The organism is Methylobacterium sp. XJLW (assembly GCF_003254375.1).
Lineage (GTDB): Bacteria > Pseudomonadota > Alphaproteobacteria > Rhizobiales > Beijerinckiaceae > Methylobacterium > Methylobacterium fujisawaense.
Genome location: NZ_CP016429.1, coordinates 6,212,730 through 6,234,562, shown reverse-complemented (window position 1 = coordinate 6,234,562; position 21,833 = coordinate 6,212,730). Strand labels below are relative to the sequence as shown.

Annotated in this window: 22 protein-coding genes; 8 read left to right on the top strand and 14 right to left on the bottom strand. The window is 70.4% G+C overall.

Translation table 11 applies throughout. From position 1 onward, the window contains the following. Positions 1-79: 79 nt before the first annotated feature. The 13 genes from A3862_RS28930 to A3862_RS28870 all read right to left on the bottom strand — a co-directional run bounded on the left by A3862_RS28930 (position 80) and on the right by A3862_RS28870 (position 12,141). Complete coding sequence (locus A3862_RS28930) at positions 80-442, bottom strand: hypothetical protein (protein WP_043383718.1); 363 nt, start codon at positions 440-442, stop codon at positions 80-82. Then, positions 423-1,148, bottom strand: coding sequence for a hypothetical protein (locus A3862_RS28925; RefSeq protein WP_043755615.1), 726 nt, complete (start codon positions 1,146-1,148; stop codon positions 423-425). The genes A3862_RS28930 and A3862_RS28925 overlap by 20 nt, the downstream gene beginning before the upstream one ends. Further along, a complete protein-coding gene (pqqE, locus tag A3862_RS28920; RefSeq protein ID WP_043356145.1) occupies positions 1,145-2,290 on the bottom strand; it encodes a pyrroloquinoline quinone biosynthesis protein PqqE in 1,146 nt (381 codons plus the stop codon). The genes A3862_RS28925 and pqqE overlap by 4 nt, the downstream gene beginning before the upstream one ends. Continuing rightward, positions 2,287-3,369, bottom strand: a complete 1,083-nt coding sequence (gene pqqC, locus A3862_RS28915) for a pyrroloquinoline-quinone synthase PqqC (protein WP_043755616.1) — start codon at positions 3,367-3,369, stop codon at positions 2,287-2,289. Before pqqC ends, pqqE begins: the two co-directional genes overlap by 4 nt. Positions 3,370-3,721: 352 nt before the next feature. Continuing rightward, positions 3,722-4,621, bottom strand: coding sequence for a pyrroloquinoline quinone biosynthesis protein PqqB (pqqB, locus tag A3862_RS28910; protein WP_043755617.1), 900 nt, complete (start codon positions 4,619-4,621; stop codon positions 3,722-3,724). 32 nt (positions 4,622-4,653) lie between these two features. Next, a complete protein-coding gene (pqqA, locus tag A3862_RS28905; RefSeq protein WP_012317526.1) occupies positions 4,654-4,743 on the bottom strand; it encodes a pyrroloquinoline quinone precursor peptide PqqA in 90 nt (29 codons plus the stop codon). A gap of 224 nt (positions 4,744-4,967) precedes the next feature. Beyond that, the gene (locus tag A3862_RS28900; RefSeq protein WP_043755618.1) at positions 4,968-5,672 is read right to left on the bottom strand and encodes a response regulator transcription factor; all 705 of its coding nucleotides are present in this window, start codon (positions 5,670-5,672) and stop codon (positions 4,968-4,970) included. Beyond that, on the bottom strand, positions 5,669-7,300 hold the full coding sequence (locus tag A3862_RS28895; protein ID WP_043755619.1) for a sensor histidine kinase: 1,632 nt from the start codon (positions 7,298-7,300) through the stop codon (positions 5,669-5,671). The genes A3862_RS28900 and A3862_RS28895 overlap by 4 nt, the downstream gene beginning before the upstream one ends. 66 nt (positions 7,301-7,366) lie before the next feature. Continuing rightward, positions 7,367-7,573 (bottom strand): hypothetical protein, encoded by a 207-nt coding sequence (locus tag A3862_RS28890; protein WP_043755620.1) that lies wholly within the window; start codon positions 7,571-7,573, stop codon positions 7,367-7,369. A gap of 84 nt (positions 7,574-7,657) precedes the next feature. Further along, positions 7,658-8,452 carry a formylmethanofuran dehydrogenase subunit C gene (locus A3862_RS28885; protein WP_043357104.1) on the bottom strand — a complete coding sequence of 265 codons (795 nt, stop codon included), beginning with the start codon at positions 8,450-8,452 and terminating at the stop codon, positions 7,658-7,660. 3 nt (positions 8,453-8,455) lie between these two features. Then, positions 8,456-9,403 carry a formylmethanofuran--tetrahydromethanopterin N-formyltransferase gene (fhcD, locus tag A3862_RS28880; protein ID WP_043357106.1) on the bottom strand — a complete coding sequence of 316 codons (948 nt, stop codon included), beginning with the start codon at positions 9,401-9,403 and terminating at the stop codon, positions 8,456-8,458. Positions 9,404-9,430: 27 nt separating this feature from the next. Beyond that, positions 9,431-11,077, bottom strand: a complete 1,647-nt coding sequence (locus A3862_RS28875; protein ID WP_043755622.1) for a formylmethanofuran dehydrogenase subunit A — start codon at positions 11,075-11,077, stop codon at positions 9,431-9,433. Beyond that, on the bottom strand, positions 11,071-12,141 hold the full coding sequence (locus tag A3862_RS28870) for a formyl transferase (RefSeq protein ID WP_043755625.1): 1,071 nt from the start codon (positions 12,139-12,141) through the stop codon (positions 11,071-11,073). Before A3862_RS28870 ends, A3862_RS28875 begins: the two co-directional genes overlap by 7 nt. A gap of 445 nt (positions 12,142-12,586) precedes the next feature. Between A3862_RS28870 and A3862_RS28865 the strand changes: the two genes are divergently transcribed. The 8 genes from A3862_RS28865 (at position 12,587) to A3862_RS28830 (ending at position 20,023) form a co-directional block, all read left to right on the top strand. Next, complete coding sequence (locus A3862_RS28865) at positions 12,587-13,564, top strand: beta-ribofuranosylaminobenzene 5'-phosphate synthase family protein (RefSeq protein WP_043755628.1); 978 nt, start codon at positions 12,587-12,589, stop codon at positions 13,562-13,564. Between the two features lie 86 nt (positions 13,565-13,650). Next, complete coding sequence (locus tag A3862_RS28860; protein ID WP_043357114.1) at positions 13,651-14,544, top strand: NAD(P)-dependent methylenetetrahydromethanopterin dehydrogenase; 894 nt, start codon at positions 13,651-13,653, stop codon at positions 14,542-14,544. A 21-nt stretch (positions 14,545-14,565) separates the two neighbouring features. Beyond that, positions 14,566-15,717, top strand: coding sequence for an ATP-grasp domain-containing protein (locus tag A3862_RS28855; RefSeq protein ID WP_043755630.1), 1,152 nt, complete (start codon positions 14,566-14,568; stop codon positions 15,715-15,717). Next, positions 15,714-16,688, top strand: a complete 975-nt coding sequence (gene mch, locus A3862_RS28850; protein WP_043357116.1) for a methenyltetrahydromethanopterin cyclohydrolase — start codon at positions 15,714-15,716, stop codon at positions 16,686-16,688. Before A3862_RS28855 ends, mch begins: the two co-directional genes overlap by 4 nt. A 112-nt stretch (positions 16,689-16,800) precedes the next feature. Next, positions 16,801-17,709 (top strand): ATP-grasp domain-containing protein, encoded by a 909-nt coding sequence (locus A3862_RS28845; protein WP_043383731.1) that lies wholly within the window; start codon positions 16,801-16,803, stop codon positions 17,707-17,709. A gap of 26 nt (positions 17,710-17,735) precedes the next feature. Continuing rightward, entirely contained in the window at positions 17,736-18,569 is an 834-nt protein-coding gene (locus A3862_RS28840; protein WP_111474227.1) for a triphosphoribosyl-dephospho-CoA synthase, read from the top strand. Between the two features lie 238 nt (positions 18,570-18,807). After that, a complete protein-coding gene (gene fae, locus A3862_RS28835) occupies positions 18,808-19,320 on the top strand; it encodes a 5,6,7,8-tetrahydromethanopterin hydro-lyase (RefSeq protein ID WP_043353182.1) in 513 nt (170 codons plus the stop codon). A 373-nt stretch (positions 19,321-19,693) separates the two neighbouring features. Beyond that, positions 19,694-20,023, top strand: a complete 330-nt coding sequence (locus A3862_RS28830; protein WP_236961580.1) for a hypothetical protein — start codon at positions 19,694-19,696, stop codon at positions 20,021-20,023. 106 nt (positions 20,024-20,129) lie between these two features. On the opposite strand, the gene groL is transcribed toward A3862_RS28830, so the two are convergent. Beyond that, a complete protein-coding gene (gene groL, locus A3862_RS28825; protein WP_043755635.1) occupies positions 20,130-21,770 on the bottom strand; it encodes a chaperonin GroEL in 1,641 nt (546 codons plus the stop codon). Between the last annotated feature and the right edge of the window lie 63 nt (positions 21,771-21,833).

Sequence of the window (21,833 nt, the reverse complement as noted above, 5' to 3'; positions counted from 1 at the left end):
GGTCCCGTTCACGAGCGCGGTTCGGGAGCCGGTGTGCGCGAATCGCGAGGCCGGCGCAACGCCGGCCTCGCCTCGCAACTCAGCCGTGATAGCAGCGAATCTCGGCTTCGGCTTGGGCGCGGCGCAGGTCCGCCACCTTGTCGTCGAAGATTTTGGTCGACTTGAACTCGTTCGCCCGGTTGCCGATGCCCTGCCGCATCGACAGGATGGTGCTCGCCTGGACGTACTTGTCGTACGGCAGGATCGCGGCGAGCTGGTCGAGCGAGCAGGAGCATTTCTGCAGGCTCTCGCGAGTCTGGCCGTTGGCGGCCATGCAGCCGAACACGTAATCGACCCGCGCGTCGGTCGGGTAATCGTTCTCCTCGGCGGCCCAGCCGGCCAGACCCGACAGCGTCAGGGCGAGGGCAGCCAGGGCGCCCCGTTCAGCCAGCCTTCTGATCATAGTTCAGCTTCTCCTCAAGCAGCTCACCGCCATCCGTGCTCTTCGACGACGCCTCGATCGAGACGATCTCACCCGGGACGGACGGGGCAGTGACGAAGGTATAGGTCATGTCGTCCAGGCCGCGCATGCGCTGCGCCATGGAGTCGCCCTGAAAGGGCTTCGTTACCACGCGCCAGCCGTCGACTTCGCGGCCGCCGACCGTCACCTTCGTCGGCGTCACGGTCGCCTTCTCACGCAGACCCTTGCGGATGGCGAGCTTGAGGTAGCGCGGATTGGCCTCCAGCACCTTGGCCAAGCCGCGCAGGTGGTTCTCCAGGAACAGGGAGACGATCGGGTTGCCCGCCATGTCCTCGAACGGGCCGGCCGGCACACGGTTCAGCCCGGAAAACATCACGACGCTGATATCTCGGCCTTCCGCGCTCTTTCCGGGCTCGACCTTCAGCTGGACCGTGTCTTCCAGCGGCGCCCCGAACGGCCCCTTCGCGATGCCCGAACGGCGCAGATAATCATAGGTCAGCGTCGATCCTGGCGCCGCATTCTTCATATGCGGCTGGTCGAACAGCAGATCCGCGGCGGACGGCGCAGCGACCGCATTGGCCTGGGTCACGATGGCGGGCTTCGACGCATCCTCGGCGAGGGCCGGCAGCACGGCCAGCCCGAGCGCGACGGACGTCGTAGCAAGACCCTTTACGACAAGACCTCTCACGAGTGGACTTCCTCCTTGAGCGGCGACCGAACGTTGCTGCCGATCGTCCGATAAATGTAATCCGGCGGGTTTTCCGCAGCTTCCTCCGCGGCAAGGGCCCGCACCTTGGCGTGGAGCGGGGAGAGCGAGCAGGCAGGATCGGTGGCGGCCGCGTCCCCGGCGAGGGCCAGGGCCTGACAGCGGCAACCGCCCCAGTCCTTCTCGCGCCGGTCGCAGGAGCGACAAGGCTCCTTCATCCAATCGGTGCCGCGATAGGCGGTGAAGGCGGGCGAGTCGCGCCAGATCTCGCCCAGCGAGTGATCGTTGACGTTCCAGAATTCCAGCCCCGGGATCGTCTCCGCCGCGTGGCAGGGGAGGACCTTGCCCTGGGGCGTCACGTTCATCAGCTTGCGGCCCCAGCCGCCCGCGCAGGCCTTGGGATATTTCGCATAATAGTCCGGCACGACGAGGTCGATGACGAGTTGGCCCTTCAGGCGCTCCCGGGCTGCCTCGACGATCCGGATCGACTCGTCCACCTGCGCCTTGTCGGGCATCAGCGCCGCGCGGTTGACGTAGGCCCATCCGTAATACTGCGTGTGCGCCACCTCGAGCCGCTTGGCGCCCATCTTCACCGCGAGGTCGATGAAGCCCGCCACCTCGTGGATGTTGCCGCGGTGAATGACCGAATTCAGCGTCAGGGGCAGGCCGAGTTCGACAACCTTGGCGGCGAACTCGAACTTCTGCGGCTGGGCGTTCTTAAGGCCGCCGATCTTCTCGGCATTCTGCGCGTCGACGCCCTGCACCGAGAGCTGCACGTGGTCGAGCCCGACATCGTAGAGCGCCTGGAGCTTCGCGAGCGCCCCGCCGACGCCGGAGGTGATCAGGTTCGAGTAGAGGCCGAGATCGGCGCAGGTCTTGGTGATCTCGACGATGTCGTTGCGTGCCGTCGGCTCGCCGCCGGACAGGTGCACGTGCAGGACGCCGAGGGCCGCGGCCTCCCCGAGCACGCGCTGCCACGTCTGCGTGTCGAGCTCGCCCGACCGGCGGTCGAGTTCCAGCGGATTCGAGCAATAGGGGCAGCGCAGCGGGCAGCGATGGGTCAGCTCAGCGAGCAGACCCACCGGGGCCGGCGCATCGGGCCGGTTCGGCGTCAGCGCATTCATCGCTCAAGAACCCGTTTCTCCGCGAGGCCGTCGAGCATCACCAGGATGTCGGCCTCAATGGCCCGCGGCTCGGCCGCGTACGTCTTTCCGAGCTCGTCCGCGATGTCGGCGACGCTGCGCGCGCCGTCCACGAGCTTGAGCACCGCGACGGCGTTGTCGTCGAGATCGAAGGTGCGCTCGGGGGCGAGCAGAACCCACTTGCCGCGGGTTTCGTCGTTGCGCAGCCGGACGCCGCGCGGCAGCCGCGGACGGTCGCCGGCCGCCATCTTCCGGTTCCCGCCCACCCGGGCCGGAGATGCCTCGTTCACGAGGCCTTCGCCCGGTTGCCACGCGTCCGGGGGGACCATCCCGGGGGAAACGTAGGCGAAGTACAGGGCGTCGAGCTGCGTCCAGAGGACGTTGCACTTGAACGTCAGCGCCGCCATGGCCTTCCGCTGCAGCTCCGGCGTGGTCGCGTGCTGCTTGACGTAGTCAAGGGCGAAATCGGCATCCCGCGGCGCCTGGGTGAGACGCTTGTCGAAATACGCCAGGGTCTCCTTGGTGATGAAGTCGTAGTTCTTCAGCATCCCGGCGACACGCTCCGAGATGATCGTCGGCGAGAACATCTCGGTCAGCGACGAGGCGATCGCCTCCAGGAGCGTCTTCTCGGTGACGAAGTGCACATAGGCCTCGACCGAGAACTTCGTGGCCGAGAGAATGCCGCGGGTCGATAGGACGTAGTCGCGGTCGAAGCCGACGCCCTCGGCGAGCTTGAGCCACCGCTCGATACCGCCGTCACCCTCGTGGTCGCCGTCATGGTCGACGATGCGCTGGCGCCAGATCCGCCGCAGCGACGCGTCGGTCATGCGCGCCAGCACGGCGGCATCCTTCACCGGAATCATCGCCTGGTAGTAGTAGCGGTTCAAGGCCCAGGCCCGGACCTGATCCTTCGACAGCTTGCCGTCATGGAGCAGGCGGTGGAACGGATGCAGGTTATGGTACCGGCGCGCGCCGATGTCGCGCAGGGCGGCTTCCAGCTCCGCGGGGCTCAGGAGACGCTGGCTGTCGGCGGTGTCGGGGGTCGGGAAGACTGCGTTCATGGCGTTTCCGGCGTCCGTCCTCGGGTCGCGTTTCCTGTGCGGTCGTTCCGCCCTCGGCAACGGGGCGAATGCCGTGCTTCAACGACAATATAGTGCCGGCGGCTTCCAGGCCCAACCGGATGACCCGGACGCGTGCCCCATTCGCGCGGCCAGCGCCTGCGACACAGGGCGCGTACGAAACCCGTCCGGTCTCTCGGTCGCCGAGGCACCTCACCCGATGCGACGGAGACTCAAGGCCCGACCTCAGCCTGGGGCGCGGCGATGCCGCGACGGAGTCCTCCTCGGACGCCTCAGGATGAGGATGCGGAAGGGGTCGACCGGATTCTACGTGCGCTCCACTGTCGTCACAGCCTCAAAGCGACAGGCTCAGGCCGTCATGGGCTACGGTCCAGCCGGCGGCCTCGACATCCGCCCGTTCCGGAGAGCCTTCGACCAGGACCGGATTGGTGTTGTTGATGTGCACGAAGATGCGGCGCCCGATCTCGACGGAACCCAGGGCGTCGATCGAGCCGTTCTCACCGCGCATCGGCACATGGCCCATGCGCCAGCCGGTCTTGGTGCCGACGCCCGCCCGGATCATGTCGTCGTCGTGCAGGACGGTGCCGTCGAACAGCAGCGCGTCCACGCCGGCGATGCGGGCGCGCAGCCCGTCCGTCACCCGGGCACAGCCGGGGATGTAGGCGAGGCGCCGGCCACCAGCCTCGATCAATGCGCCGACCGTGGTCTCGGTCTCGGCGCCGATCTCCAGGGTCTCGTCCTCGAGCCAGAGCGGCACCTTGCCGGGAACGGGGAAAAGGGTGACCGACAGGCCGGGCAGGGGCTCGAAACGCTGATCCATCCCGATCGGCTGGCGGGCGACCACGCCCTCGGCCATCACGTCGAACACGCGGTTGGCATTCACCGATTCGAGGATGCCGCGGGTGCCGTAGAGCGTGTAGGGCTGGCCTTCGCGGAGGGTCAGAAGACCCGCAACGTGGTCGACATCCCCGTTCGTCAGCAGCACCGCCTTGATCGGCGAATGGCGCAGGCCCTCGCGCGGGTGCATCTGCGCATTGTCGAAGAGCTGTTGCCGGATGTCCGGCGAGGCATTGATGAGCAGCCAATCAGACCCGTCGGCGGAGACCGCGATACTCGACTGGGTCCGGGGGCGTACCCGGTCCGGTTCGGACCGTGCCAGCGAACAGATGGGGCAGCGGCAATTCCACTGGGGAAGGCCGCCGCCAGCCGCAGAACCGAGGATCACGACGCGCATGTGCGGCTCCCGAGATCCCCGGTCCGTAAAACTCAGTTGAAGGTGTCGATCTCAGCCGACTCGTAGCTCGTCACTTCCATGCCGACGCAGATCTCGGACACGATCGGGGCAGCCCACTTCATGGTGTTTCTCCTCAGGCGATATCTTCACCGAGCGTCACGCGGATCCTAAGAGGACCCTAAGACACTGATGGCGCTCTCATTTCTGGCGCGGGAGAGGTATCGACGATTCAGGCGCGGGCTTCAAGCACTAAGTTGCCGGATCCTCCCAAATTTTTCGTGAGAGACTTCCTAAACGCCCGGAAACCATCACGAAACGCGCCGCCCTGCGACTAAAGTACAGTGGCTCACTGTCGAAAGTCGGGACCGCGCAGTTCGAGCATGAATCCCTTGCCACGCACCGTGACCAGGCCGGGACCGCCGTAGCGGACGAAATCGGCCATCTTCGAGCGCAGATAGCCGATATAGACGTCGACCACGTTGAGCGAGAGGCCACCCTGGCTGGCCCAGAGCCGGTCGAAGATATCGGCTCGGGAGACCGGCTTGCCGATGTTCTCCATCAACATGCCGAGCAGGTCGGCCTCGCGGGGGGTGAGGCGGGCGCTGGCCTCGCCGCAGCTGGCCTGCCGGGTCTCGAGGTCCAGCATCAGCTTGCCGACGGTGATGCGCGAACGCGGTGCCTCCGCCTGCTCGCGCCGCATCAGATGGGTCCGCAGGCGGGCGACCAGCTCGTCGAACTCGAAGGGTTTGATGATGTAGTCGTCGGCGCCGAGCGCCAGCCCTTCGGCCCGGTCACGAATCTCGTCCCGGGCGGAGAGGAACAGGATCGCCCCGGGAAAGCCGCCCTCCCGCAGGGAGCGGCAGATGTCGTGCCCCGACCCGTCCGGGAGGTTGATGTCGAGGAGCACGGCGCCGGGGGCCGGATCGTGGGCGGCCTTGAGCGCCTCGTCCACGCAGGCTGCCGTCCCGACTTCGAATCCCTCGGCTTCCAGGCCCCGAGCCAGAAGGCCGCGGATGTCGATGTCGTCCTCGACGATCAGGATCCGCGTCATGCGGCCGACTCCTTCACCTGCCCGCCGGTCGCGCCGTCGACCGGCCCCGCATCCCATGCCGGATCGAGGGCCGGGATGTCCAGGGTCACGCGGGCGCCGCGCCCGTCCGGCCCGGCACCGAGCCGAATCGTGCCGCCATGCTGCTCGACGATCCAGCGCGCCAGGGCGAGGCCGATGCCGAATCCGGTCTCGTCGGGACCCGCCCCCGATCCACGCCTGAAGCGTTCGAACAGGTCGGCTTCGGATGCACTGAAGCCCGGACCGTCGTCCGTGACGGTGATCCGCCCGACGGGTCCCGGGCCCGCCGCCAAGGCGACCTCGACGCGGGTGAGGCCGGCGGCATGACGCAGGGCGTTGTCCACGAGGCTCTCGACGGTCTGGCGGATCCATTCGCGGTCGGCGAGGCACTCGACGTCCCGGGTGCCGGGATCGAGGCCGAGGCCGACGCGACGGCGGGCCGCTTCGGAGCTCATGTTGTCCACCGCCTCCGCGAGGAGCTGAGCGAGTCCCAGGCGGCGCTTGTCGAACTCGATCTCGCCGGATTCCGAGCGCGCAACCCGCAGCAGGTCCTCGACCCGCAGCTTGAGACGCTGCGCCCGCTTCTTGATCGTCGCGAAAACCGGATTCGGGTCGGCGCCCCGGGATGCGCCGCGCAGGGCGAGGTCGCACTCGCCCAGGATGACCGTGAGGGGGGTGCGCAGCTCGTGGCTGACATCGGCGAAGAAGCGGCGCCGGGATTGGTCGACGGCTTCGAGGCGGGCGTTGGCGGCCCGCAGATCGGCCGTGCGTGCCGCCACGGTATCCTCCAGCGCCGCCCGGTCGGCCGCAACCCGCGATTCCCGCCGGGCGAGGCGGGCGGCCATGCGGTTGACGTTGGTCATCAGCAGTCCGAGTTCGTCGCGCGTGGCGACGGAGAGCCGGGTGTCGAGGGCGCCGTGGCCGATGGCGCTCGCGGCCCGGCGGACCTCCTCGATCCGCGCCAGGGTCGGCCGGGTGACGCCGCGGTAGAGGATCGCCAGCAGCACGAGAGCCGCCGCCACCGCGGCGGCGGCGGCCAGACGCAGGCGCTCCGACAGCGCCCGGGCCTGCTCGGAGCCGAGGGCCATGCTGCGCCGTTCGGCCTCGATCAGGAAGGACAGGGGCTGGCCGGTCATGGCGCCGAAGCCGTTGAGCGCCCCCTTGATGGCGTCCTGGCGCCGCTCCGGATCGGTCTGGCGGCTGATCAGCGACACCTGCCGGTCCAGGACGGCGCGGGCCGCGCGCAGCTGGGCCATGGGGCGCGTACGGGCGGCGTACTGCATCCGGTCGGCCGGGTCGTCGCTCGGCGGGAAGCTCTTGGCGAGCGCCTCATCCACGGTGGTCAGGGCGCGGTCGGCATTGTCTCGGGCGATCGCCATCGCCTCGGGCTGGCCGTCGGGATTGCCGACGGTCTCCACGGCCGCCATGCCGAACTGGGTGAGGCGGCCCGACAGCTCGGCCAGAAGTTCCAGGCGACGCTGGGCCTCGAGGGTGCGGTCGACGGTCCGTTCCGCCGCCCCGATCGCCGCCAGCGCGGCCGCGGCCGCCAGCATCACGACGATGGCGGTGCCCCCGAGCAACAGGGCGAAGCGGACCTTCAGCGAGCGCATCGTGGTCGTCGCGCCGTCAATGCGGGACCGAGCATGTCACCGTCCGGCCGCTGAGCCAAGGTGCCGTCACAGCTCCTTCGGCAGGCTGCCCTTGGCGGCGCAGCGCCAGCGTTCCACGTGCCATTCGGGATGCGCGGCCTGCCAGGTCGCCAGCGCACTCTGCGAGTTGCGCAGGCAGACGAACGGGCTCGCTTTCTCGAACGACATCTCGATCCGGTCCTCGCGGCAGGTCGAGGGTTGGGCGACGAGGCAGATCGACAGCAGCAGCAACATGGGCGTGTCCCCGGGTTGCCGGCCTCGATCGGGCCGGCTTGGCGGAGAGCATAGGACGCGTCCACGCCCCTTGCCCAGGCGGCGTCAGGCCGCGACCCAGATCTCGCCCTTGGCGATGGTGGCGAGGTCGCCAGAGTAGCGACGCAGCGGCTTGGCGAGCAGGTCGGCATGCTCGGCGCTGAGGCCGCGCAGCGCCTTCGCCAGGAGCCGGAGGAACACGAGATCGTGCGTCCCCGTCTCCACGAAGGTCGAAGCCATCCGGCCGTGCGCACCCAGGAGAAGCGTTCCGCGGCGCATGCCGAGACCGGGGTGATCGCCCACCGCGAGGGCCGCCAGGGTTCCGGCGATCATGCGCGATCCCGCGAAGGCCCCCGCGCGTCCGGCCACGATCGTCCCGCGCCGCATCCGGTCGCCGAGATGGGCACCCGCCGTGCCGCGAATGATCAGGGTCGCACCGTCGAGCCCGGCCTTGGCGGCATAGACCGCACCGCCGGCGTAATCTCCGGCATCGCCCTCGATGGTGATCGTGCCGCCGGTGGCGCCGGAGGCCGCATAGGGCCCGGCATGGCCGGTGACGGTGACGCGGCCGCCCGCCATGCCGGCGCCGAGGCGCTGGCCGACATCGCCGGTGACCCGGATCGTGCCCGCCGACAGGGAGGCGCCGACCCGGTCGAGACGCTCGTGGCCGCCCTCGAGGGTCAGGGTGTCGGAGCCGTCCAACGAGACGGCGAAGCAGTCGCCGAGGCGCACGCCGGTCCGGGTGGTCCCGACTTCCAGGCGCTCGGCTTCGCCCTGCGACAGGCGGCTCAGAGCCGCGGGGTTGATGTTGAGGAAGTCCAGGCGCTCCGGCGGAGCCGCACGCAGGGTGAGGGTGCTCACGGCTCAGCCCTCCGTCTTGGCGTCGTCGCGCGCGATCAGGTCGCGCAGATGGTAGTGGTGGCGGCCGAGATTGCCGCCGTAATTTCCGGCCGTGACCGCGATCAGCCCGTGCTTGCCGCCGATCTCGGTGGCCGCGTGCAGGCCGGCGCGCATCGAGTCGGACACGCCCTGCGAGGTCAGGGCGTCGATCACGATTTCCAGCACCACGCCGCACTCGGCCGGGAGCGCCGAGCCGGCGCGCCCCTTGAGGGTTGGGCAGTAGGCGTCGTTGGTCGAGGCCATCATGCCCTTGGTCCGGCCGCCGACCTTGGAGCCGGAACGGACGATGCCGCCGGGGAACGGCAGGATCGCGCCCGGTACCGCCTTGGCGGCCTCCACGGCGATCTCGGCGACCTTCAGCGTCTCGGCGTGGTTGCGGCCGAGGAACAGCAGGTTGCCGCCACCGACCGCGCCGTCCACGGCCCGGACCGTGTCCTCGCAGAGGAACTCGCCGTCCATCACCGGGATGCGCCAGTAGCGCCGGGCCTTGCCGGTGGCGTCGGGCAGGCGCTTGGCCACCGCGAAGCCGTCACCGAAATAGCGGATCGCGCCGCCGAGCTTGATCTTGGTCGGCCCGTCGACGCCGGCGTAGCAGGCGGTGCCCGGGCAGGTGAGGATGCACTGGCCGACCCGCTTGATCAGCTGGTCCTTAAGGCCGTTCGGCTCGAAGCCGAACAGCAGGATGCGCACGCCCGGCCGCCCGTCGGGAGTCTCCTCCGGCGACAGCTCGGCGTCGATGCCCGCCTCGGCGCCGCAGCCGATCACCGAGGTGGCGAAGCCCGTCATCGTGGTGGCGGCGATCATCGCCCACTTGGCGGTGTCGTTCGTGACGATGATGGCGGTGCCGGCCACATCGAACGCCTCCGCGAAGGTGTCGATGACCGGGATGCCGTTGAGGGAGAGGTCAGACATCGTTCTTCCCGCGGCTCGCCCCTCTGATCACACCCGGCATGGCACCGCCTCGAAATTGTCCGGACCGTCGCCGAAGGCCGCGTCGGGCACGGCGAAGCTGTCGAGGCCTTCGCCGAACCGCTCCGTCAGGTAGGTGTCGGCGCGCTTCGCCATGGCCTTGTCGGACTCGACCGTCAGCGACAGCGTCCGGCCGGCCCGCCATTCCACCACTTCGCCGTCCTCGACGATCGGCACGCCGTCCTTCAGGACGAGCTTGGCGGCGGTGAACATCGCGGTTCGGTCGGTGTCGTCCCGGTAGACCGCCACGTCCGCCCGGGCACTGGCCCGCAGATGGCCGCGGTCGTCCAGCCCCAGCAGCTTGGCCGGACCCGACCGGGTCAGCTGCGCGATTTCCGAGAGCGTGTACTCGCGCTCCAGGCCCGGAAGGCCGGAGCGCTCGCCCACGATCTTGGGCAGCGTCGCGATCTCGCGGTCACGCTCCGACTTGTCCATCAGCAGGTGGATGATGCGCGGGTACTGGGTGAACGGGCCACCGTTCGGGTGGTCGGTCGTCAGGATCGTCCGCTCCGGGTCGGTGGAGAGCAGCATGATCTCCAGGCCGATCGCCCATTGCAGCGAGCTGGTTGGGCCCCGGGGCCGGTACAGGAACGGCACCACGCCGCCGCCTTCGGCGTCGCCCGCGTTCAGCACCCACTTCTTCGGCTTCGCGCCCTTCCGGCCTGCGAACTGACGGAGGATGTCGAGGGACACCGTCACCGTCTGGCCGAACACCACCTGCCCGATGTCGAGGGTGGCGTTCGGATTGTCGGCGATCGCCTGCGCGATGCGCTCGGCGGCCGAGCGGAAACCGCCGGTGCCGGGATTGGCCGGATCGACCGCGCCGTAGGCGTAGAACTGCGCGTGGGCGAAGTGGATGCGCCGGCCCTCCGCTGCATCCAGGGTCGCCATGAAGCTGTCGTCCGCTCCGGGCAGGCCCAGGTTGTTGCAGTGGACGTGCAGCGGGTGCGGGACGCCGATCTCCTCGACCGCGTCGAGGAGCGAGCCCATGATCTGCCGGGTCGAGAGCCCGTAGCAGGGGATCTCGTCGTCCAGCGACAGGCGCAGCGCCCCGTCCTTGAAGGCGGAGGCGCCGCCCGCGTTGATGCACTTCACCCCGAGGCCGCGGGACTGGGCGACCGACAGGGCGACGAGGTCGCGCACGGCGTTGCCGCCCTGGCGCTCGCGCAGCATCTCCAGAAGCTGGTCGTCGTTGCCCATCACCGTGAGGGCGCCGCGGTCGAGCAGCGGGATGTCGGCGAGCTCGAGCTGCGTGCCCAGGGCGTGGGTCGGCGGCATCGCCGGCTCGACGGCCGTGGTGTAGCCCATCCGCGCGTAGGTCGAGCCGATCCAGGCCGCGGCCCCGCCCGCATGGGCGAAGGGATGGCCGTCGGGGGCCGCCTCGCTGACGTAGAGGTCGGGCAGGAGCAGCCGCGAGGTGATCACGTTGCCGCCGGCGATGTGCGAATGCACCTCGACGCCGCCGGCCATCACCACGCAGCCCGCCGCATCGATCACGGCGTCGGGCTCGCGGCCCGGCGGATCGATGATGCGGCCATCCTCGATCCAGACGTCACCGACAGAATCGCGGGACGCGGTCGGATCGACGACGCGCCCGCCCCGGATCACGCTCAGCATGCGGAATCACTCCTCGACGCGGCCTGCACCGTGGCCAGACGCTCCTTGAGGGCGGCCAGCACCGACGCGGCCGACGGCAGATCCGACGGCGCAGTGGCCGGCCAGAAGGTCAGGGCGGCGCGCTGCTCGTTCCACAGGACGCCGCCGTGGTCGCGGCCAGGCTGGCCGACAGAGATCACCACCTCGGCAGCCTGCGCCTCGCCTTCCGCGACCAGAGCCACGGACGGCACCGCGGACAGCCAGTCCGGGCGCTCCACCGGGACGGCACCGAGCCAGAGAACGGCGTCGGCCTCGCCGGCAGCGACCTGCCGGGCGGCGTCGAAGCGCCAGGGATCATGCTCGGGGACGCGGCGCCCGAAGCCGCTGCGCGGCGCCTGACCGGTCGTCCAGGCCGAGACCGGCACGACGGCCCGGTCCTGCCCGGCCGCACCGACCGCCAGGGTGAAGCAGCGTGTGGTATCGCTCAGCTCCATGGCGAGGCCCTGGAGCATCTCGACACCGAACTCGCCGAGTTCGGCCGGATCGTAGAGCAGCACGCCGTACTGCGCGGCCGCGAGCCGGGACGCGATCTGCCCCGGCAAGGCGTCACCGGCGAGATGCCCGCGGGCATAGGCCCGCAGCTCGGCCACGGCCTCCGGCAGCCCGCCATCGGCGGGCCAGGCCAGCGCCGCACCGGCGTTCGCACCCACCGCCAGGAGGGCCCTGTCGGATCCGGCGGCGCGCCCACGGGTCGGCTTGGCGTCGATCAGGCGTTTCATGAGCGGCGCCTGCCAGGGGGCGGCACCGACGACGAGAACCGTGTCGGCGCGTCCGACGGCCTCGGCAGGCGTCGTCGTGAGGGCACCGACCCGGCTCAGCGCTCCGAGCTCGGCATAGGTCCCGGCCGCGCCGGCGGTATCGACCGAGGCGCCGATGCGCCCCGCGAGATCATAGGCTGCGCGGATCGCAGCCACGTCGGCGCTGAGGCCGGCGATCACCGGCGCGCGCGCCTTGGCGAGCAGGGATGCGGCCGCCTCGACGGCGGTGCCCGCGTCCGTCGCGCCACCCTTCACCCAGGCTGCCATGCTCCCTCTCGCAACGTTCTTGCTTGGTTTCGGAGCGGGCGACGGCCGTAAGACCGGACGAAGCAGGTGCACCTCAGCATGAGGGTTCCCCACCGAATCGGAATGGCGCATCCGCCCGGCATGTCCGGGCAGCGGCAAACTCGGCGCGCCGTCGCAACCCCTAGGTTTGCATTCATCCGCGCACCGCGGCAAGGGGGGTCCGGCGGCGATCCGCATCGCCAGGTGGTTCGCGAGGTGGATTGCGCGGATGGGCCGGTGCCGCCCCGCGATCCTGCGGACACCTTGTGCGGACAGGCCGAGCGACCGCGGAACCTGAACCGGAACCGAGCGCCGGAATTGCCGTGACGGCGGTGCGATCCAGGCCTGTCCAAGTTGCCTGGCCCCGGGCCCCGTGTGAAAAGCGCGCCGCGCATGCGCCGGGCCTGCGGGATTCGAGGGACGTGTGTTGGGCGAGGTCCCTGAAAGGAACGAGGTGGCAGCGGATGGTGCCGTGCGGGTCGAGGCCCCGGCACGGCTGCATTTCGGATTCCTGGACCTGCACGGCGGTCTCGGCCGCCGGTTCGGCAGCATCGGGCTCGCCATCGATGCGCCGTCCCTCGCCCTGAGCGCCCGTCGGGCAGCGCGGCCTTCCGTGGAGGGACCCGAAGCCGACCGCGTGCGCGGCTATGTCCGTGCCGCCGCCGCCCATCTCGGGCGCGGCGAGGACGTGGCGGTGACGGTTGAGCGGGTCATCCCGGCCCATGCCGGTTTCGGCTCGGGCACGCAGCTCGCCCTCGCGGTGGCGGCAGCCATGGCACGGCTCAGCGGCGAGCCCTTCGCGCCGGATGCCTTCGCGGCAACCCTGGACCGGGGCAACCGGTCCGGCGTCGGCCTGCGCGCCTTCACGGAAGGCGGCCTGATCGTCGATGGCGGCCGCGGTGCGGACGGGGGCCCGCCTCCGGTCATCGCGCGTCTGCCCTATCCCGAGGCCTGGCGGATCGTCCTGATCCTCGATCCGGGCATGGCGGGCGTGCACGGGACGCGCGAGGTCGAGGCGTTCCGCGATCTGCCGCGCTTTCCCGAGGCCCAGGCGGCGGAGATCTGCCGGATCGCGCTGATGCAGGTCCTGCCCGCGGTCGCCCTGGCCGAGCCCCAGGGCTTCGGTGCCGGGATCACCCGAATCCAGACGCTGATCGGCGACCATTTCGCGCCCCATCAGGGGGGCCGCTACGCCAGCGCCGCGGTGGCGGAGGCGCTGGCGAGCATCGCCGCGCAGGGCGTGTCGGGCTACGGGCAGTCCTCCTGGGGGCCAACGGGCTTCGCCCTGATGGCGTCCGAGGCCGAGGCCCGCGCCCTGGTGGCCGGCCTCGACCGCGGCGGTCCACTCCGGTTCGTCATCGCCCGGGGCCGCAACAGTGGCGCTTCGGTAACCGGTCCGGCGTGAGCCGCCCACCCCGGGCTTGACCCGGGGCACCGCTCCGGGTTTGGACGGTGGACAGGCGCATCTGTCGCGCGCCGCATGAGGATTCCATGGCCCGCTCGATCCTCCACATGCTGACGCCGCTCCGGCACATGAGCCCGTTCGACGTGAACATGGCCGTGGATGCCGGGTTCGAGACGGTGGTGACCTACACCGAGGTCAGCCTCGCCGACGTGGTCTCGCTGACCCAGGATTCGATCTTCTCGCGGTCGCCGGCCGACGGGACGCGAACGGGCATCTTCATCGGCGGCAAGAACGCCGAGGACGCCCTCGACATGGTCGACCGCGCCAAGAAGGCCTTCGTGCCGCCCTTCGTGAACCACGTCTTCGCAGATCCGGCCGGCTCGTTCACCACCGGCGCGGCCATGGTGGCCCAGGTCTCCCGCGCCCTGCGGCAGAAGTTCAACACTGACCTCACGGGTAAGCGCATCGTGATCTTCGGCGGCGCCGGCGTCGTCGCCTACGTGGCCGCGGTGATCGGCGCCCTGCAGGGCGCCACCACCGTTCTGGTCGGGCACGACGGCGAGGAGCGGGTCTCGAAGATCGCCTTCACGATGAAGTGGCGCTTCGGCATCGAGGTCGGCGCTGTCGACGGCACGACCCCCGAGGATCGCCGCGCCGCCATCCGCGACGCCGACGTCATCCTCTCCGCCGGGCCGGCGGGCATCCCGATCCTCACCGCGGAGGACCTGAAGTCGGCGCCGAAGCTGCTCGTCGCCTCGGACGTCAACGCCGTGCCGCCTGCCGGCATCGCGGGGATCGACGTGAACGCGGTCGACGTCGCCCTGCCCACCGGCAAGGGCGTCGGCATCGGCGCGCTGGCAGTCGGCAACGTGAAGTACCAGACGCAGCGGCGCCTGTTCGACCGGATGCTCGCCTCCGACACGCCGCTCTGCCTCGATTTCCGCGACGCCTACGCGCTCGCGGTGGAGATCGCCGGCTAGTCCGATACGAGCCGGCCCCGGATGGCGGATGCGGTCCTGATCGCCGCCCAGGCCGGGCGCGCCCTGGCCGAGGCGGCGCGGCGTGCCGGGCTTCGTCCTTACGTAGCCGATCTGTTCGGGGACGCGGATACGCTCGCCGCCGCCGAGGCCTACCGGCCGCTGCCCGGCCGCTTCGGAACCGCGCCGGCCGCGGACGCGACGGTGGCCGCGCTCGATCATCTGGCCGGAGCCGCCGGCCGGCCGATCGGGCTCATTCTGGGCAGTGGCTTCGAGGACGCGCCGGACTTGATCGGGCGCCTCGCCGCGCGGCACCGGCTGATCGGCGCGTCGGCCGAGACCGTCGCGACTCTCAAGGCGCCCCTGGCCTTCGCGGCCCTCTGCACACGCCTCGGCGTGCCGCATCCCGCGGTGGCAACCGACCCGCCGCCGGATCCGCGGGCGTGGCTGCTCAAGCGCGCGGGCGGCAGCGGCGGCAACCACATCCGGGCTGCGACCCGGTCGCCGGCACCGCAGGGCCACTACTTCCAGCAACGCGTACCGGGCCAGCCGCACGCCCTGAACTTCCTCGCCGACGGCCGGACGATCCGCATCCTCGCCGTCACCGAGCAATGGTGCGCGCCGTCGCCGATCCGTCCCTTCCGCTATGCCGGGGCCCTGGCCCGCGGTGCCGGTGAAGCCCCGGCGCTCCCCGTTTCGCTCGTGGACGCCATCGCCGCCGGCACCGAGCGGATCGTCGCCGCGACCGGCTTGCGGGGGCTCGCCAGCGCCGACCTGCTGGTCGAGGGTTCGGCGTGGTGGCTCACCGAGATCAATCCCCGGCCCGGCGCGACGCTGGACATCCTCGACCGGCGCGGGATTCCGCTGCTTCCCGCCCATATCGCGGCCAGCCTCGGCACGATGCCGGACCCCGGGCCGCATCCGGCGGATGCGGCGGCCGCGCAGATCTGTTACGCGGACCGGGAGCTTGCGCCTGTTCCGGACCTCGAGTGGCCGGACTGCGTGCGCGACCGTCCGTGCCCCGGCTCGGTGGTCCGCCGCGACGCGCCGCTCTGCACGGTGCTGGCCGAAGGCGCGGACCGGGCGGAGGTGCTCGCCCTGTTGGAAACGCACACGGCGCGCCTGCGGGCCGTCTGCGCGGCGAAGAAAACTCACCCCGAGGAAGCCCTGTCATGAGTGCCAGCCAATCCTATCCCAGCATCAACGCGCTCGCGGCGCCCCTCGTCGAGCGGCTCGTGGCGGATGCCGCGACGCTGCGGCTCTCCGTGACGCAGGCGGCCGGCGGCGCCCGGATGGTCGATGCCGGCGCGCAGGCGAGGGGGTCGATCGAAGCCGGGCGGCGCATCGCCGAGATCTGCCTCGGCGGCCTCGGCACCGTCACGATCGCGCCGACCGGACCGATCGCCTCCTGGCCCTATTCGGTGACGGTCCACGCCGCCGACCCGGTCCTCGCCTGTCTGGGGAGCCAGTATGCGGGCTGGAGCCTCGCGGACGAGACCGGTGATTCCGGCTTCTTCGCCCTCGGCTCGGGGCCCGGCCGGGCGGTGGCGGCCGTCGAGGACCTGTACCAGGAACTCGGCTTCCGCGACTCCGCCACGAAGACCGCCCTCGTGCTGGAAGCGGCGGGCGGGCCGCCCGAGAGCGTCGTCGCCAAGGTCGCCGAGGCCTCCGGCCTGAAGCCCGAGGACCTGACCTTCATCTTCGCGCCGACCCAGAGCCTCGCCGGCTCCACCCAGGTCGTGGCCCGCGTCCTCGAGGTGGCCCTCCACAAGGCCCACACGGTCGGCTTCGACCTGCACGCCATCGTGGACGGGATCGGCTCGGCGCCGCTGTCGCCCCCGCACCCGGACTTCATCAAGGCGATGGGCCGCACCAACGACGCGATCATTTACGGCGGACGCGTGCAGCTCTTCGTGGATGCCGACGATGCCGATGCCAGGCAGCTCGCCGAACAGCTGCCCTCGACGACGTCGAGCGACCATGGCGCGCCTTTCGCCGACATCTTCGGCCGGGTGAACGGCGACTTCTACAAGATCGACGGCGCCCTGTTCTCGCCGGCCGAGGCGATCGTCACGTCGGTGCGCACCGGCGTCACCTACCGCGGCGGCCGTCTGGAGCCGACGCTGGTCGACGCGTCCTTCGCGTGAAGCACGCCGGGCTCCCTCTCCCCTGCGGGAGAGGGAGCCCCAACCGGATCCGGACGGCGACATCTTCCTGGCCCCCCCGCAGGCGGGTGGCAGCGTGACGATCAGGACCCCCATGCGCATCGGGCTCGCGGCCGATAACGGCACCTGGCACAAGAACCGCCTGCTGGCGGCCCTGCGCGCGAGCGGCGTGGAGCCGGTCCTGTTCTCCCTGGCGGACGTCGCCGTGGTCACGGGCGGCAGCGAGCCCCTGCGCGTGCCGGGCTTCCCGGACGCGCTGCCGGACGGCGTGCTGATGCGGACCATTGCGGGCGGCACCTTCGAGGCGACGACGATGCGGCTCGGGGTGCTGCACGCCCTTGTCGCGTCTGGTGTCACCGTCTGGAACGCCCCGACCGCGATCGAGCGCTCGGTGGACAAGGCCGCCACGTCGCTGCTCATCGACCGGGCCGGGCTCCCGACGCCGGAGACCTGGGTCTTCTCGAAGCGCGAGGCGGCGGCGTCCCTGGTCGCCGCCGAGGCACGGCCGGGTGCGCCCCTGGTGCTGAAGCCGCTGTTCGGGTCACAAGGCGAGGGACTTGCCCTCATCGAGCGCCCGGAAGACCTTCCCGACGAGGAGGCAGTGGCGCGGGTCTACTATCTCCAGCGCTACGTTCCCCGCCGGGACGGATTGTGGCGCGATTACCGGGTGTTCGTCTGCGACGGACGGGCCATCGCCGGCATGATCCGCGAGGGCGACGGCTGGATCACCAACGTCCACCGGGGCGGCCGGCCGCTCCCCTGGGCGATGCCGCGCGCCGCCGCCGAGTTGGCCGAGGCGGCCGCCGCCGCGGTCGGCGTCGATTATTCCGGCGTCGACCTCGTCGAAGACGGGGAGGGCGGGTTCTCGGTCCTGGAGGTCAATTCCATGCCGGCCTGGTCGGGCCTCCAGACCGTGTGCGAGACCGATATCGCCGCCGCGGTGGTGCGCGGCTTCCTCGCCGCGGCCCGCGGCGCCAGCCGTCCCCGGCTCGTGGTGGCATGAGCGGACCCGGCACGAGCGGAACCGGGATGAGCGGCCTCGACGCGGCGCTGATCGGCACGCTCTACCGGGCCGCCTGCCTCGCGGAGCTCGACGCCCTCAAGCCCGGCAATGTCCACGCCTACGCGCCCGGCCATCGCATGGTGCTGGCGGATTTCGTCATCAGCGCCGATGTCTCGGCGCCGGCCCTGGCCCGGGCGGGCGCCGGCGTGGGCATGCGGATCCGCGACGGCGTCGCCGCCACGATGGCGGCGGTGGGCCAGAACACCAATCTCGGCATCCTGCTCCTCTGCGCCCCCCTGGCCGTCGCGGCCGAGCGGGGCCTGACCGTCGCGACGGCGCTCAAGACGCTGAACACCACGGATGCGGACGCCGTCTTCGCGGCCATCCGCCTCGCCAATCCGGGCGGCCTCGGCCAAGCCGAGCACCACGACGTCGCCCACGCGGCGCCCGCCGCCCTGCACGATGCAATGGCGGAGGCCGCCAACCGGGACCGGATCGCTCGCGCCTACGTGACGGACTTCGCGGACGTGCCGGCGATCGGGCTCGCGGCCCTGGCCGAGGCCCGCGCTGGGGGGCTCGACCCCACATGGTGTACGACCGCGATTCATCTCGCCTTTCTCCAGGCGGTCCCCGACAGCCATGTCGCCCGCAAGCACGGCGCCGCGGCGGCCGAACGCATCCGCCGGGAGGCCGAGGCCCTTCGCGCCGGGATCGACCTCGCCGCACGGCCGGTCGACGCGCTGCTGGCCTTCGACGCGTCGTTGAAGGCGCGGGCCATCAATCCTGGCACGAGCGCCGATTTTACGGTCGCGACGCTGTTCTGGGACGCCCTTGCGGCCGCCGGCGCACGGCTGGTCTGACCGGGGCGCACGATCCGGGGATCGCGGCACCGGACAGTTGGAAATTCCTTCGTGTCAGAGCCTTGCGCGGGTTGTGAGCCGCTGGGCCCCGCTGTAGGGTCCGCCGCGCTGTCCGGCCCAACCGGCTCGGCTCATCCGGCTCGGCCGGCATGGTCGGGCGCCGATAACAAGGATGGCTTCCCGGCCGCGGCACCGCCCGGCGCGCGGCTCTATTTCGGAATCCAGGGAGAGACACCGAATGGCGAAGATCACCAAGGTTCAGGTCGGCGAAGCGCTCGTCGGCGAGGGCAACGAGGTCGCCCACATCGATCTCATCATCGGACCGCGCGGCTCGCCCGCCGAGACGGCTTTCTGCAACGGCCTCGTGAACAACAAGCACGGCTTCACCAGCCTGCTCGCGGTCATCGCGCCGAACCTGCCGTGCAAGCCGAACACCCTGATGTTCAACAAGGTCACCATCAACGACGCCCGTCAGGCCGTCCAGATGTTCGGCCCGGCCCAGCACGGCGTTGCCAAGGCCGTGCAGGACGCGGTGGCCGAGGGCATCATCCCGGCGGACGAGGCCGACGACCTGTACATCCTGGTCGGCGTGTTCATCCACTGGGAGGCGGCCGACGACGCCAAGATCCAGAAGTACAACTACGAGGCGACCAAGCTGTCGATCCAGCGCGCCGTCAACGGTGAGCCGAAGGCTTCGACGGTCACCGAGCAGCGCAACTCGGCGCAGCACCCCTTCGCCGCCAACGCTTAGATCGGGGACGGTCCTGGGCAGAGCGAGCCTCCGCCCGCACCGCGGGGCCTGCTCCAGCGACTGGCTTCGATCTTCCTTGGCCGATAGGTAAGCCTTTGAACGGGACGGCGAAAGCCGTCCCGTTTTTCGTTTGTCGCCCGCCACTCGAAACGCCGCGAGACGGGGCTTCGGGCGCCGGCGCGCTGGACGCGTCATGGTCGGCGCGCGCGACCGCGGACGCGCGGACTGAGCCCGAGACGTCGACCTCCCCTCGACCGCTGTGCGCCGTCGCGGCAGGGTAAGGCGCGGTCGCACCGGTGACGCGGCGGCGCCGCCGACGTCGCGGCTCCGCCGTTGATGTGGAAGAACTCCATCGCGGCGCGCGGATACTCTGTTGTCGCGGCCGCGCCAATCAGAGCCGCAAGGTCAGGTCATGCCAACAGCCGCCGAAGAATCCGGAGCCCTGCGCGATGATTGGATGCACGGCGGCCATCTGGTCCTCGCCGCGGATCCCGATCCGTCGGATCACGCGGCGATCCATGCCTGGATCCTCGACGTCATCGAGGGCGGCGGCGGAGACCCCGATCACGACGGTATCCGCGACCTGATCTACCACAGCCTGAACTTCGACATCCCTTTCCAGGCGACCGAGCGTGTCCGGCAATCCTTGATCGCCACTGTGCGAGCCCGCCTTCAGGCCCCGGCGTCGCGTCAAGGCCGCTGAGCCCGACCAGACTCCGCCGCGCGCGCCGAGCAGCCACGGCAGCGCCAAAAGAAAAGGGGCCGCCTCTCGGCGACCCCCTTCCTCCGTCATGCGCGGTGGCGTGGACTTAGAAGTCCATGCCGCCCATGCCGCCGCCCGGCATCGCCGGAGCAGGGCTGTCCTTCTTCGGGGCGTCGGCGACCATCGCCTCGGTGGTCACCAGCAGGCCGGCGACCGAGGCCGCGTCCTGCAGGGCGGTGCGCACCACCTTGGCCGGGTCGACGATGCCGGCCTGGATCATGTCGACGTACTCTTCGGTCTGGGCGTTGAAGCCGTAGGTCTCGGAGTCCGCCTTGTCGGTGATCTTGCCGACCACGATCGAGCCCTCGACGCCCGCGTTCTGGGCGATCTGGCGGATCGGGGCCTCGAGAGCCTTGAGGACGATCTTGATGCCGGCCTGGACGTCCGGAATGTCGGACTTCAGGGCAGCGACCGCCTTCTTGGCGCGCAGGAGCGCGGTGCCGCCGCCGGGGACGATGCCTTCCTCGACCGCCGCGCGGGTGGCGTTGAGGGCGTCGTCGACGCGGTCCTTCTTCTCCTTGACCTCGACCTCGGTCGCGCCGCCGACGCGGATCACCGCGACGCCGCCCGCGAGCTTGGCCAGACGCTCTTGGAGCTTCTCGCGGTCGTAGTCCGAGGTGGTCTCCTCGATCTGCGCCTTGATCTGGCTGATCCGGCCCTCGATGTCGGCCTTCTCGCCGACGCCGTCGATGATCGTGGTGTTCTCCTTCTCGATCCGCACGCGCTTGGCGCGGCCGAGCATCGGGAGCGTCACGTTCTCGAGCTTGATGCCGAGGTCCTCGGCGATCATCTGGCCCTTGGTCAGGATCGCGATGTCCTCGAGCATCGCCTTGCGGCGGTCACCGAAGCCCGGCGCCTTCACGGCCGCGACCTTCAGGCCGCCGCGGAGCTTGTTGACGACGAGCGTGGCGAGCGCCTCACCCTCGATGTCCTCGGCGATGATCAGGAGCGGCTTGCCGGTCTGGACCACGGCCTCGAGCACCGGCAGCATCGCCTGGAGCGAGGAGAGCTTCTTCTCGTGGATGAGGATGTAGGGATCCTCGAGCTCGGCGACCATCTTCTCCGCATTCGTGATGAAGTACGGGGACAGGTAGCCGCGGTCGAACTGCATGCCTTCGACGACGTCGAGCTCGGTCTCGGCGGTCTTGGCCTCCTCGACCGTGATGACGCCCTCGTTGCCCACCTTCTGCATGGCGTGGGCGATCATCTCGCCGATCTCCTTGTCGCCGTTGGCGGAGATCGTGCCGACCTGGGCGACCTCGTCGGAGGTCGAGACCTTCTTGGCGCGGGCGATGATGTCCTTCACCGCAGCCTGGGTGGCGAGGTCGATGCCGCGCTTCAGGTCCATCGGGTTGATGCCGGCGGCGACGTACTTGGCGCCCTCGCGGACGATGGCCTGGGCCAGCACGGTCGCGGTGGTGGTGCCGTCACCCGCGATGTCGTTGGTCTTCGAGGCCACTTCGCGCACCATCTGGGCGCCCATGTTCTCGAAGCGGTCGGCGAGCTCGATCTCCTTGGCGACGGTGACGCCGTCCTTGGTGATGCGCGGGGCGCCGAAGCTCTTCTCGATCACGACGTTGCGGCCCTTCGGGCCGAGCGTCACCTTCACCGCGTCTGCGAGGATGTCGACGCCGCGCAGCATCTTGTCGCGGGCGTCGGCGGAGAAACGAACGTCTTTCGCTGCCATTGTGTGCCTCTTATCTGGTTGGGTTGCGCCCCAAGACTATGGAAAGTCTCAAAGGGCGGTGAG